This window comes from Bacillus sp. FSL R5-0397 (genome assembly GCF_038593395.1).
GTDB classification, from domain to species: Bacteria; Bacillota; Bacilli; order Bacillales; family Bacillaceae; genus Bacillus; species Bacillus altitudinis.
The window spans coordinates 3,596,205-3,608,787 of record NZ_CP151992.1; the positions used below are offsets into that span (position 1 = coordinate 3,596,205).

A 12,583-nucleotide genomic window follows, 5' to 3' on the forward strand; every position below is an offset into this window, starting at 1 on the left:
ATCACCTATTTTCCGTTTCTCTTTTCTTTAGCGTATCATTGATTTCCTTTTGAATAAAGGCGATCTTTCTGACAATTATTTTTATCATTTTGACAACTATACTTGTCAAAATGAATATAATACTTTACAATCAAGATAACATTTTGATCAGAGTTGAGGTGACAGAATGAAAAATCGGCTAAAAGAGCTGCGGGCACGTGATGGTTTAAACCAAACGGAGCTTGCGAAACGGGCAAAGGTTTCCCGCCAGACGATCAGCTTAATGGAACGAGATGAATTAATGCCGTCTCTCTTACTTGCTATGAGGCTTTCACGTATTTTTCAAGAACCCATTGAACATATTTTTCTATTCGAGGAGGATGAACTCACATGAAAACTGTATATAAAATGCTCTTAGGTGCTCTCCTTGGTTTTCTCGGTGCTTACTGTTTGCTGGCAGCCGAATTTGAGCTGACACTTCTGCAAGCTGCATTTGAAGCGACTCTTGTCATCACTGGCTTGACAGTTCTATTCATCATTTATTGTTTTTCAGGCATTTCGCGCATGAAGAAAAGAGTCTCTCTTTCGGTATTTGGTGATGAGGAGGATGAACTGGAGGTAAAACAGTACCGAACCTTTACTGATGTAACGTTAGCTAATACGGTGAGTACCATTTTATCGATTATTGCAATTGGTATTTCCATCGTAACCGAGCAACCACTCTGGCTGATTCTCGCAAATGCTGCCTTATTTTTGATCACCGTCATTCTTTCTTATGCATCGATCTCTGTCCTAAAGCTCGTCTATCCTAATCGTCATCTACCTAGTCCATCCGATAAAGATTATGGCAAAAAACTGCTCGCCATTTCTGATGAAGGCGAAAAGCATGTGATGCTCGATGGGCTTTTTCACACTTTCCAAATGATGAATATTTTATTGACCGGTGCCATGTTTATTTTGATTGTCTATTCTCTTGGCGCCAATCACTCTCAGCTCTTCTCCATCATCGTCGTTGGACTTGTTCTGATCATTCTTAATGCATACTATATGTTGAAGATTCGAAATCGTTAAATAAGCAAAAGCACAGCCATTTAAAAAGGCTGTGCTTTTTTCGTTCATTATGCTGACCGACGTTTCTGTCGTGCATAAATCAAAAATAAGAACCCAAACCATACGGGTGTCAATAACAGGGCTGGACGTGTTGCATCAGCGAAAAGCATGATGACAAGAATGGCAGCAAAGAGCACAAGAACCGCTATATTCACAAAAGGTGTAAATGGCGCTTTAAAGGTAGACGCCTTATGCAGTTCAGGACGTGTCTTCTTATATTTCAAATGACATATTAAAATAATACTCCATACCCAAATGAAACAAATGGCACTAATCGTAGTCACAATACCAAAGGCTTGTTCAGGAATCAGCTTGCTTAAAAGAGCCCCTACTGACACCACAATTGTCGACACAAACAGGGCATTACTTGGAACAGCATGTTTATTTAGACGGCCAAAGGATGCCGGTCCTTGTTTTTGATGACTGAGATTATACAAAATTCGGCTCGTTGAGAACATACCGCTATTACAAGCAGACGCCGCAGATGTCAGGACGACAAAGTTGATGAGTCCCGCCGCTACTGGTATTCCAATGAGCCCAAAGGTTTTCACAAAAGGACTTTCTGATGCACTGAGTTCTGTCCATGGGTTGATGCATAGTAATACAAAAATCGCACCTACATAGAAAAATAGAATTCTTAATGGAATTTTATTAATCGCAGACGGGATGTTTTTTTGCGGATTCGCTGTTTCTGCTGCTGACACACCGACAAGTTCCACGCCCACATACGCAAAAATCACCATCTGGAATGACAATAAGAAGCCTGTCACACCATTTGGAAAGAATCCTCCGTGTGACCACAGATTCGTTACCGTCACTGGACCTGCATCTGTTTGGAAACCAATGATTAACAGGACAATTCCAACGCCAATCAACAGTAATATCGTAATCACTTTAATCAGTGCAAACCAAAATTCCATTTCTCCAAAAAGCTTCACCGTTAATAAATTAAATCCTAGCAAAATCAATAAACAAATAATAGCAGGAATCCACTGCGGAATATCAAACCAGTACTGCACATACACCCCGACCGCAATGACATCCGCCATCGCTGTCATAATCCAGCAAAACCAATACGTCCATCCTGTCACAAAGGAAGCCCATGGTCCAAGATAATCCTCTGCTATATCCGTTAAAGACTGATAGCCCGCCTTAGATAAGAGCAATTCTCCAAGTGCCCTCATGACAAAAAAGATGGCCATTCCGACAATTAAGTACGCAAAAATGATCGATGGTCCAGCCAATTGAATGGCCTTTCCAGACCCTAAAAACAGCCCAGTTCCAATCGTTCCGCCAATGGCAATTAATTGAACATGACGGTTTGATAAATCTCGCTTTAACTCTTGTTGTGCCAATTTCAACACCCTCCTACGACACGATCCTATACTGAAATAATGAACTCTCAAAAAGTCCATAAAAAAAGAGATTGGATGCGCTCCAATCTCACGGTCATAAAAGAATAGCAAAATAGAGAAAAGCAATACACAGTATGATCCATGCATCACAAATACAATATTTCGTACTCTTCTGTCCTTTTGCCTGAGATTGTGAACCCTTCGGCGCCGCACATACATGCGGTCTCTCCAGAAGCTGCTCCTGCCATAGTGTGACCCACAGCAATCATAGCCTTCGATATTTACTTTAAATGTTGCTATTTCTGAATAATTTTATATTTTACGCCTCTAAAAGAAAGCTGTCAATGGTAATCTTTTAAGATGTTGTTTCCTCCTTATCTGAAGCTGATATGACATCACTTCATCAACACCCCTTGATTAAGGTATAATGAAACAAAGAATGTTCGGCTCGTTTGGTGGAGACATCCATCTTGATGATGAACCATAGTTAGGCAATCCAATGAAGTTGGTGAAGACAAATGAAAAAAATGAACAAACAGCGTGTGACATTACAAGAAGTCGCTCGGCATGCCGGTGTATCGACTTCAACGGCCTCACTCGTTGTTCGCAACAACCCTAGGATCTCTGAAGCCACCCGAAAAAAAGTGCTGCAATCCATGGAGGATTTGGGATACGTGTACGATCGCGTCGCTGCCAACATGCGGTCGAAAAGTTCAAATATTGTAGGTGTGATCGTCACGGATATTTCAAACACCTTCATTTCTGAATTTTTAATCGGTGTGCAAACTACCCTTGAGTCACTTGGCTATACCGTTTTACTTGGGACAACCTTTGATAGTGTGGATAAGCAGGAGCGGCTCATCTCCACAATGGTAGAGCACCGAGTGGGTGGAATCATCTTAAATCCAGCATCGAAAAGTTCGACACGAACGGTGAAACAATTAAACAACATTCGCACACCAAAAGTATTGGCAAACCGTGAATTAGCAGATGTCCATTGTGATTATGTCGGCGTTGATTATGAACAAGGCACTTGGATGGCGGTCCGTCATCTTCTTCAAAAAGGGCATCGCCGCATCGCCTTCTTAGGCGGAGTCAAATCCTCCTCCACTTGGATTGAACGGATGAAAGGGTTCAAAAGAGCCCATGATGATGAGGACCTGACGATGGATGAATCTCTTATTATCGATATGGTGCCTACCCGTGAAGGCGGGAAAGAAGCCCTTGCCCAAGTGATTGACCTTCCCGAACCACCTACTGCTATTTTTTGCTTCAGTGATTTAGTGGCGTTTGGGGTGATTCAAGAATTGGCAGCGCGTGACATCAAGCCTGGTGAAGACATTGATGTAGTTGGGTTCGATAACATCCCTGAAGCGGAGATGTATCACCCGCCGCTCACCACAGTCTCATCATTTCCACGATCCATTGGAGTCAAAGCAGCCAACCTCTTATATCATAAAATGAACGAGCAGGATGAAGAACTGCAGCGATTGATATTAAAGCCTCAACTTCATATTCGAGAAACCTCGACATGATCATGAAAAGGAGAATTGCAAAGCGATTCTCCTTTCAGATTGTTGACAAAGGGCTAAAATGAACTTTATTTTAGCCCTTTGTCTTCTTTTCAGCGTGATAGAAAACCTTTGCAGTCTAGGAAGGACGAGCACTGGCACGGAGCGAATTTGACATTCGTGAGTACCAGCGCACAGGACTGACAAAGAATGCGAGGGTTTGTCTACACGCTGAAAGGAGAATTGCAAAGCGATTCTCCTTTCAGATTGTTGACAAAGGGCTAAAATGAACTTGATTTTAGCCCTTTGTCTTCTTTTCAGCGTGATAGAAAACCTTTGCAGTCTAGGAAGGACGAGCACTGGCATGGAGCGAATTTGACATTCGTGAGTACCAGCGCACAGGACTGACAAAGAATGCGAGGGTTTGTCTACACGCTGAAAGGAGAATTGCAAAGCGATTCTCCTTTTTTTATTGATCAAGTCAACTATTTCTTTATTACATTTTTCTTTTTTTAAATCACAAAGTCATAAACTTGACACATTTTATACACAGGAGTATATTTATCTCGTTGCTTCTTTTAGTATATCGTTATACCTTTTGTAAACATATCGTTATTTATCATATCAACTACAGTTAAAGATGGATCTTTTGATTCTGATCAAATCAAGGAAGTCCATCAACTTATGATAACTGTTATTATTTTTAATTATTTAGTAGAACGATGTACTTATTTGAAGAACAGATGAATATTCATTATTTTTTTCATCAATCACACAAGGGGTGTTGTGATGGACTTAATATTATTTACGTTTAAGGAAATAACAAAGGGTAACAAGAATTTGGCCCGAACAGGGTTTCAAATATAGGAGTGGGAACATGAAAAATCCATACATTAAATCATCACTTGGCATGTACTTAAACTATTTCATGCTAGGCATGATCAATATTATTGTGGCATCAAACATGGAAAGCTTATCTGAACGCTACCATGTAGATATTCCAAAAATCAGCTTGCTTGTATCAGCAATCGGTATCGGTAAATTAATTGCTCTCTTTTTCTCTGGCCGGCTGGCAGACAGCTGGGGGCGAAAACCTGTCATTATTACAGGTAACTTTCTCTACTTATTATTCTTAATTGGGATTCCAATAACGACCAATTATACATTGGCTTTCATTTTTGCCATTTCCGCAGGGATTGCGAACTCATTACTTGATTCAGGAACATATCCTGCTTTGACAGAATCATTTCCTAAAAAAGCAAGTTCAGCTTCTGTTTTAGTAAAGGCGTCTGTATCAATTGGTGCGACTGTTCTTCCATTTATCTTGGCATTCCTTATTGCACATGACATCTTCTGGGGCTGGGCATTCTTTGGTCTAGGACTTCTCTATTTACTTGTAGGCATTTACTTGATCTTTATGCCGTTCCCAAATCATAAGCAAACGGCTTCTCAAAACGATCTTCCCGTTCAAGAGCAAATGAAGGAAGAACCGAAAATGTTTGGTGAAGGTTTAGCTGTTGTACTTATGGGATTCACGTCTACTGCATTATTTGTCGTATGGCAAACTTGGCTTCCACAGCTCGGGTTGAAATTGATTGGGCTTGGCTCAGGACAAGCGACACAGCTTCTTTCTTATTTTAGTATTGGTGCACTCGTATCTGTTCTATTGCTTTCAATCGTATTAGATAAATTCATTTCACCGATTATGGTCGCCATTATTTACCCAATCGGGGCATTCCTTGCCATGCTTTCACTATTTCAAATCGAAACGTACGGCATTGTCATTGTTAGTACCTTTTTCTTAGGATTATTTACAGCCGGCATTTTCCAGTTGGCGATGAGTATTATGATGAAATTATTCCCTACAAACAAAGCAACGGCTTCATCATATGTCAACATTGCGGCAAGCTCAGCGTTTATCCTTGTTCCGCTGATTACAAGCGGACTCGTCAGCACGTACGATATTAAAATGACTTTATTCTTCGATATGATCATTGCGGTCATCAGCGTATTGTTAGCAGTCTTTGTTTTACGACGCATGAAAAAATTGTTTAGATAATTAAAGGAGATGTCAATCATGACAAACATACACGAACGTAATATTGATGGAAAAACAAAATTAGTCGGTCTTCTTGCAACACCAATCGGACACAGCCTGTCACCACGGATGCACAACCTTGGCTATACACTAACAGGAATCAACTATGCTTACCTTGCTTTTGAGGTAGGAAATGATGAACTAGAAGCAGCAGTAAACGGGATGAAAGCAATGGGTGCAGCTGGATTTAACGTATCCATGCCGAACAAAATGAAAGTACTCGATTACTTAGATGAACTAGATGATTCTGCAAAATATACTCGCGCAAGCAACACAGTTGTGAACAAAGATGGCAAGCTGGTTGGTTACAACACAGATGGTCTTGGTTATGTAAGAAACTTAATTGAACACGGCGTTGAATTAGCTGGACAAAAGGTTACACTCGTTGGATCTGGCGGCGCTGCAACACCGATCGCCATTCAGCTTGCACAATCAGGTATTCGTGAAATTAGTATTTTTGCTCGTAATGATCAATACTTTGTTCAAGCAGAAGAAAATGTAAATTACATCAACAACGAAATGAAATCATTCGGTGTCAAAGCGAATATCTTCCCACTTGAAGACAAAGACGCTTTCCGTCGTGAAGTAGCTGAAAGTGCGATCTTAGCAAACGGGACAAGCCTTGGCATGAAACCATTAGATGAGCTCAGCATTATTGACGATACCCTTGATGTATTACGCAAAGACTTAATCGTGACAGATGTCGTCTACAACCCGCAAAAAACAAAACTTCTTGCTCAAGCACAAGAAGCTGGTGCCAAAACGATTAACGGTCTTGGCATGATGCTATGGCAAGGTGCCCTTGCGTACAAACTCTTTACTGGCGAGGATATGCCTGTTGAACAAGTGAAACAAATTCTATTTGAAAATGACCGTTTCTAAACGAAACACAGAAAAAAGACGACCTCCGCTTTGGAAGTCGTCTTTTTTTATTCGTGTATCATCACACGGCGATATCGATAAAGGATATACACTGCGCCGATGATCGCCACAACAGCCACACCCGCATCAAATATAAAGATTTGCAAAATGGTCGAGTGGGTTTCGATCAAACCAGTGACGACTGGAATCACAATGGCGGACACTCCGCCTGCTGTTGAGATAATTCCTGTCATCGTCCCTTTGTTTTTCCAGAAGAACTCAGCCATTACGGTTAACGTCAGCTGAAAGACACCCGCTGTTGAAAAGCCCAATACAAATGCATTGACGGTCCCGATGACTGGAGACTTCACGACCAATAGCACACAGATAGAGGCTAATGTAATAATCGGATAGAGTAGCAGCACGGTGACCGGACGAACAATACGGCGCAAAAGAAATGCGAGTAATAAGACAGACAGCAAACCGCCCATGCTATAGTAACTAAGCAGCTTCACAGCACTGCCAGAAGCCATTCCCAATATTTCCTCACCGTACGTAGGCAGCCAAATTTGCGGCAAGGCGTACAGACCATTTGATGTAAAACTGATCACAATCAGTGCGACCCCTTCTCTCCAAAATGTAGGCTCTGATGAGAAGCGTGGAAGTCCATCATGCTCCGTCACCTGAACTTGCTCCACCTTGCGATGATTCGGAAATGGCAATGTCCACAACATCATCACATTCACTAAATAGATAAAAGCAGGTACAAAAAACGCAAATCCATAAAACAGATCATGCTCTGCTAAAAAGAAAATAGCGAGCGGCAGAATGGTCGCCCCAATCGAAATAAACGCCTTCACCATCACATTTGCAGATCCCGAGTTTTGAGGAAAAGCTTCCATTAAAGCCGGATACGTCCCTGCATCCATCGCCGAATTCGCCACCCCTGCCAAAATCGCAAACGCAAACGCGATTTGATAATTCGGAGACAACGGGATTCCAATGAGGAACACCGCCATCAGCACCCCGGAAACCAAAATGACCGGCTTTCGTCCAAAACGATCTGACAGTACGCCCGATAAACCATACGTGAGCACCCTGCCAATACCGAGTGCAGATATCATATAACTTATCCCCGCACTATTTGTATCTAATTGTTTGATCAAAAATGGCATATTAGAAGCCAAAATAATATTGACCATACCTAATAAAAAATAATTGATATAAAGACTAGAAGCCGTTCTCAAATACGGATTCCTCATGCTGACACACCCCTCAACACATTGCAATGAAGTGACAAATAATGGTTACGCTTACAAGATTCATGCGTGAGGAGAAACAGCTTTGCAACCTTCACGTACTTGAAACATCTCATCATTTCATACAGCTTACATGCCCTTCATTTATCAAGCATCTCTTCAAATTTTCACTAGCTCTTATTTTATATGAATGTGAAAGGTAATGATAGTGAATTGCTTAAATTTGAGGGAAATGGTGATAGAAAAAATCCCTCTAAACTCACATCCCCCAAAGACTAAACTCATAAAAATATTCTTTACGCTCTATGCATCATCCAAAATGAAAATCCTCGGCTATTAATATGAAATCACCGTATCAACTTGAGCATTTGGTGTACTCAAGAAGTTTCGTTAAATGATGAAACACTTCATCTACATTCATCTAGAGCAATTCAATTTCATGATCTCAGAAAAACAGCAATCTCCCTTGTTTAGGAGTCGCTATCACCCTTAAGGCCATTTCCGTTAACAGTTGTGTAGGCTTTTCTATATGCTCTAGTTAGTTGTCTCCATGTATTTGACTTTTATGTTCTCTTGATTGCAGGAAAGTAAATACCTTCTGACAAAACAAATGATTTTTTTTGATCTCTAAAAAAGGGGAAATGAAACAACCAGTCACCGAAAGAGTTTCGACAACTGGCTGTTTCATACGGTTTTTTGCTCCCAGTCTCACAAAAAAGGGAGGGCAAGTCCCAAATGTGGGGATTGTTTAAAATATTACGGATTATTCTCTTTTAGAGATACTATGAATGGCTTTGTATTCGCTCCTGTATTTTCTGGGTATGATCTTGATTTAAAATCATTGCCAATTCGGCCTCATCTAGAACAGATCCCCATCTAAAGATAATTTCACCATTCAAACCATACTTCAAAAAAAGCGCTTGATAATCTACTTCATGACTATTCTGATCCAATCCTGTGAAAAACAAATCTTTTATAGGTTCCTCTGTGAGCATAGAATCTCTTCTACTGGCAATCATGAAACTAGATTGATACTGATCCACTATTCGCAATGCCTTATCTAAATCAGATTGAGGTACTTTGGCCATACTGACATAAAATTGATTTTCTTGTTCATCTAAAAGTAATTCTGGCCCCTTTTCAAAACCTGAAGTATTTATTTCCGAATCAATTGATTTCCATACTTTTCGGAATCTCTCTATTCGCGAATGTACATCATTTACTTTCTTACTTAGAAAGATATAAACATGGTAATTAGTTAATTGCCCGCTAAAAATTTCGATTAATTCATTTTGACAATAACTTTGAAAAGCCTCTATTCCACCATCATTTAAAAAGTGATATCCGTTTATACTATATACACTTAACTGTTTACATTCATTTATTTTCTGATCTAACCACTTATAGTAGTTTGTCACACCTTGTTCGAATTCAAGTTTTATTTTCATTAGTCACCTTTTAATCAGTAATTAAAATTGCTCGAATTGGACAACTGCTTTTTCTTTTTGTAAAAACTCATCAAAAAGAGATACTAATCTATTTATATTCTCTTCTTTTGAATACAGTAACGGATTATAACCATCTGAAGGAGGCATATAATGAATAAATGGTTCCATATCCTCAGGGTAACCAAAATCAGCGTATACTTCACACAATTCATCCAATAACTCTTCAGGTGACTTCTTATTTTTTTCTTTTAAGTGAGACGTTATACCATATCTCCATTTCCTTTTTTCAATGTCCCATTGGCTAGATTCTTCTTCTACCAAATCATTGTATAATTCTACTAATATCATTTGGAGTTTTCTATAATCCTCATCTGGATCGCCAGCACCCCAAGCTAATTCTAGGATTAAAGAATTTTCACATTCAGTATGATTAGATAAGTATTCCACTGCATACTTGCTTATTTCTTTGTATGAGATCAAATCTAGCCTAATTCCTACATATATAGTTTTCCAATCAACTTTTATTTTGTGATGTTTTAAATGCTCTAATGAAAAATACATAATTTAATACATTCCTTTTGTGATTAGACAAACTAATAAATTAGATATTTTTAAAGATTTTTATCTCTGCCCTACACTTCGAAATAGTAAACATCAAATACCCTTTCTGCTAGTGAATGTTAAACCCCCTAACTTCCTGTGTTTCTGGTAAATGTCAAAGGTTTCATATACTTTATCTTATATACTGATCTACTTCTTCTACTGTTGAAATATCTTGTATAAAGAATAATTATTTATTTTGGTAGTATTATTGCTCCTTAAATACATTTGAATACCTCATATAAGTTAATCAACCTTCGTATTAAAGGTTTACTCAGTTAGGTTTAATTTTCACAAATTTAAAGTAGTCTTTACTTTGTCCAAAAGTAAATAAACTTGTGCCTTCTGTTCTGGAGTTTCAGCAACATACTCCATACAAATTTCTTCCAAGCAACTATAGAAATCTAGATTATCCATCACAATTTCATGATAAGATGCTGTATCCATAAATATCATTACTCCATTATTAAATTCAACGTCCTCTGAATGCTCAGGAAGTTCGTATCCCATCATATGATCTTGCCAAGGTTCTCTATGGGACAAACACTCTAACACCTCAACTAAATCATTCTTCAAAAAAGAAAAAAAGTCTTGAACTATTGGCTGCATATTATTTAACATCAAGATCCTCCTAATCACTATATTTTTTCCATTCTAATACTGGATACAAACTTTCAATTTCTCCTGTTTTTGGATTTTTCCATCCTTCAAATTTTAAACCATTTGATGTACCTTGTATTACATGTTGACCGCCTCTAGTTACATACTCAGTACCATTTTCCATTGCCTCTTGGCCATATTTGTAAATTTGTTCATCAGTAAATACATTATCATCATAAACAGTCTTCTTATGAGTAGAGGCTTTAAATTCTTTTGTATACATACCACGCTCTTGTTTTGCTATTTTATAGTACACATCATTTATTCCATGTACCGAAGGATGGCGTTCCTTTCTCTCCAATTTATAGGGAATTTCTTTTTCATTTAAATAATTGAAAAATTCCTTTTCATTATGACCACCACTTACACCTGTTTTACTAACACCTTCTGGTCGTATTAGATGATTTTTGCTATTGTCAGAATACTTATGTTTAAATCCACCTCTACCAGTAATATCCTTCATCCCTATCTTCCCATGAAACCCTTTTGCCCCAAACGGCAAAAGCATCCCCAGCGCCGCATTCATACTCGCTTCCTGCTGTTCTTTCGAGATTTTATTTCCAAACATATCTCGACCCGTAATCGCTTCACTGAAGCCGTTTGTTGCGGTGAGGCCATATAAGCCTTTTTGAGATGTTTTCAGGGCGTCAAAAGACTTCTGTGATGTCTTGTAAATGTCGACCGCTCTTACTGCGGCTGAGGTGGCTTGAGTCGTTTTATAAACGGCTTTACCGCCTTTGAAAATGCGTCCTGCCCATCCTACGATTGGGATATATCCTGCTGCTGCCATGCCGCCTGCGGCGACTCGCTGGCCTGCGGTGAGTTCTTCGCCTGTGATTGGATCAACGCCCGTAGCTGCACGTTTTGCATCATTCACACCGGTTAGCTCATTGACAATGTTCCCCCCATAATCAAGGGCTTTTTCATACCAAGGACGGTTGGCGAGCGCTTCTTGTTCCTTTGCGATCTTGCGGGCTTCTTCTTGATCTTTTTTGATTTTTAGATATTCAGAAGTTTGCTTCTCAATATCGCTTTTTGCCTTGTAGATTTCGCTATTTTGATACGCTTTCTTGTCAAAATTCATAGGCGAAATGGATTTTCCGTCATTTGTGGCATTCATCATTTCTGCGTACAATGCCATTGTAGCCTTCTCCTCAGTCTCTGACAAAGCATATTCATCTTTTAGATTTTGATCAAGTTCTATTAAATCTTTACCCGTTTTCTTCCGTTCATCTTCCGCATCTGCAATCTTTTCGTCAAAGGTTTTACTATCAAATACCTCCAGAGAAATGAGGTCATCAATATCTTGAAAAATCGTTTTGAGTGCCTTTTTTTGATCCTTCACGATGCTTTTGGCATTCTTGATTCCCATATGTACAGCGTTGTCTAAAAAGTGTTCTTCTACAAAGGTGTCGCCGCCAAAATTTGTATCATCAAGCGTCCCAGAAACACCTTCATGAAAGGCCTTTTGCTTATCGATGAAGCTGATAAACATGTCCACATTTCCGGCGAGTTCTTTGTAGAAGCTTTTAATGTTATCGGCACCTTTTCCAGTGAAGTCGTCACCGAGGTTGGCAACACCTTGAAGTGCCTTTTTTAAATCTATCATTTGTTCGCGGAGTTCCTGATAGTGTTTTGCCCTTGTATCCATGGCACTGGTTAGTGCTTTTGCATCAAGTATCTTGCCCAGATTAAGCCACTC

The 12,583-nt window shown here is 39.4% G+C and carries 11 protein-coding genes and 1 riboswitch; of the genes, 5 read left to right on the top strand and 6 right to left on the bottom strand.

Annotated elements, in window-relative coordinates:
- The first annotated feature begins 166 nt into the window (after nt 1-166).
- Nucleotides 167-373, top strand: coding sequence for a helix-turn-helix transcriptional regulator (locus NSQ70_RS18430; RefSeq protein ID WP_008347396.1), 207 nt, complete (start codon nt 167-169; stop codon nt 371-373).
- The gene (locus NSQ70_RS18435; RefSeq protein ID WP_327855462.1) at nt 370-1,050 is read left to right on the top strand and encodes a DUF3169 family protein; all 681 of its coding nucleotides are present in this window, start codon (nt 370-372) and stop codon (nt 1,048-1,050) included. The genes NSQ70_RS18430 and NSQ70_RS18435 overlap by 4 nt, the downstream gene beginning before the upstream one ends.
- Nucleotides 1,051-1,097: 47 nt before the next feature.
- Here the strand turns inward: NSQ70_RS18435 and NSQ70_RS18440 are convergent, their stop codons facing one another.
- Nucleotides 1,098-2,444: an amino acid permease gene (locus tag NSQ70_RS18440; protein ID WP_024720465.1), complete on the bottom strand. Its 1,347-nt coding sequence runs from the start codon at nt 2,442-2,444 to the stop codon at nt 1,098-1,100.
- A 162-nt stretch (nt 2,445-2,606) separates the two neighbouring features.
- Nucleotides 2,607-2,686, bottom strand: a riboswitch (glycine riboswitch).
- A 276-nt stretch (nt 2,687-2,962) separates the two neighbouring features.
- On the opposite strand from NSQ70_RS18440, the gene NSQ70_RS18445 reads away from it, so the two are divergent.
- The 3 genes from NSQ70_RS18445 to NSQ70_RS18455 all read left to right on the top strand — a co-directional run bounded on the left by NSQ70_RS18445 (nt 2,963) and on the right by NSQ70_RS18455 (nt 6,935).
- Nucleotides 2,963-3,979: a LacI family DNA-binding transcriptional regulator gene (locus NSQ70_RS18445; protein WP_007497313.1), complete on the top strand. Its 1,017-nt coding sequence runs from the start codon at nt 2,963-2,965 to the stop codon at nt 3,977-3,979.
- Nucleotides 3,980-4,832: 853 nt separating this feature from the next.
- Entirely contained in the window at nt 4,833-6,014 is a 1,182-nt protein-coding gene (locus NSQ70_RS18450) for an MFS transporter (protein WP_024720467.1), read from the top strand.
- Nucleotides 6,015-6,032: 18 nt separating this feature from the next.
- On the top strand, nt 6,033-6,935 hold the full coding sequence (locus NSQ70_RS18455; protein WP_008344408.1) for a shikimate 5-dehydrogenase: 903 nt from the start codon (nt 6,033-6,035) through the stop codon (nt 6,933-6,935).
- A gap of 47 nt (nt 6,936-6,982) precedes the next feature.
- On the opposite strand, the gene NSQ70_RS18460 is transcribed toward NSQ70_RS18455, so the two are convergent.
- The 5 genes from NSQ70_RS18460 to NSQ70_RS18480 all read right to left on the bottom strand — a co-directional run bounded on the left by NSQ70_RS18460 (nt 6,983) and on the right by NSQ70_RS18480 (nt 12,571).
- Entirely contained in the window at nt 6,983-8,176 is a 1,194-nt protein-coding gene (locus tag NSQ70_RS18460; RefSeq protein ID WP_024720468.1) for an MFS transporter, read from the bottom strand.
- A gap of 779 nt (nt 8,177-8,955) precedes the next feature.
- Nucleotides 8,956-9,621 (bottom strand): hypothetical protein, encoded by a 666-nt coding sequence (locus NSQ70_RS18465; RefSeq protein ID WP_045033623.1) that lies wholly within the window; start codon nt 9,619-9,621, stop codon nt 8,956-8,958.
- Between the two features lie 21 nt (nt 9,622-9,642).
- Complete coding sequence (locus tag NSQ70_RS18470; RefSeq protein ID WP_045033621.1) at nt 9,643-10,182, bottom strand: DUF2247 family protein; 540 nt, start codon at nt 10,180-10,182, stop codon at nt 9,643-9,645.
- A gap of 330 nt (nt 10,183-10,512) precedes the next feature.
- On the bottom strand, nt 10,513-10,842 hold the full coding sequence (locus tag NSQ70_RS18475; protein ID WP_045033619.1) for a hypothetical protein: 330 nt from the start codon (nt 10,840-10,842) through the stop codon (nt 10,513-10,515).
- 10 nt (nt 10,843-10,852) lie between these two features.
- Complete coding sequence (locus NSQ70_RS18480; RefSeq protein WP_272949430.1) at nt 10,853-12,571, bottom strand: T7SS effector LXG polymorphic toxin; 1,719 nt, start codon at nt 12,569-12,571, stop codon at nt 10,853-10,855.
- Between the last annotated feature and the right edge of the window lie 12 nt (nt 12,572-12,583).

Excerpts from the sequence above, each read along its gene's own strand:
- NSQ70_RS18455 (WP_008344408.1), top strand. The coding sequence starts at position 6,033 with ATGACAAACATACACGAACGTAATATTGATGGAAAAACAAAATTAGTC.
- NSQ70_RS18450 (WP_024720467.1), top strand. The coding sequence starts at position 4,833 with ATGAAAAATCCATACATTAAATCATCACTTGGCATGTACTTAAACTAT.
- NSQ70_RS18445 (WP_007497313.1), top strand. The coding sequence starts at position 2,963 with ATGAAAAAAATGAACAAACAGCGTGTGACATTACAAGAAGTCGCTCGG.
- NSQ70_RS18460 (WP_024720468.1), bottom strand. The coding sequence starts at position 8,176 with ATGAGGAATCCGTATTTGAGAACGGCTTCTAGTCTTTATATCAATTAT.
- NSQ70_RS18430 (WP_008347396.1), top strand. The coding sequence starts at position 167 with ATGAAAAATCGGCTAAAAGAGCTGCGGGCACGTGATGGTTTAAACCAA.
- NSQ70_RS18475 (WP_045033619.1), bottom strand. The coding sequence starts at position 10,842 with ATGTTAAATAATATGCAGCCAATAGTTCAAGACTTTTTTTCTTTTTTG.
- NSQ70_RS18435 (WP_327855462.1), top strand. The coding sequence starts at position 370 with ATGAAAACTGTATATAAAATGCTCTTAGGTGCTCTCCTTGGTTTTCTC.
- NSQ70_RS18465 (WP_045033623.1), bottom strand. The coding sequence starts at position 9,621 with ATGAAAATAAAACTTGAATTCGAACAAGGTGTGACAAACTACTATAAG.
- NSQ70_RS18470 (WP_045033621.1), bottom strand. The coding sequence starts at position 10,182 with ATGTATTTTTCATTAGAGCATTTAAAACATCACAAAATAAAAGTTGAT.